The sequence below is a fragment of the Shewanella electrica genome (assembly GCF_022321485.1).
Lineage (GTDB): Bacteria > Pseudomonadota > Gammaproteobacteria > Enterobacterales > Shewanellaceae > Shewanella > Shewanella electrica.
Map to the genome: position 1 here is coordinate 1 of NZ_JAKOGG010000221.1, position 276 is coordinate 276.

Annotated in this window: 1 protein-coding gene; it reads left to right on the forward strand. The window is 45.7% G+C overall.

All coding sequences use genetic code 11. From position 1 onward, the window contains the following. Window positions 1-20 precede the first annotated feature (20 nt). A partial coding sequence (locus L9G74_RS20445; protein ID WP_238898599.1) for a hypothetical protein occupies window positions 21-276 on the forward strand: 256 nt, incomplete at its 3' end.

Here is a 276-nt window from a genome sequence, read left to right on the forward strand (position 1 = left end):
GGGCAAAGGGGGTGGCGAATTTGGATGAAAAAGATAAAGAGCTGGATCAACTAATTTATGATACTTATGGCATTGTTGAGCCAGAATCAGATGAACCAAAGCCGGCCCCTCGCAAACCGCGGCACCGGCGCAAAATTATTTACACCAGCATCATTTTATTGTTGGTGTTCGGGTCGGTCGGGAGTAGCTTCGAGCCAATTATGAGTGCGATTAACTATAGCTCGCAGCGTCGACAGTTGAATAATTTGACAATTAAACAAGCTGAGACTGGCAATG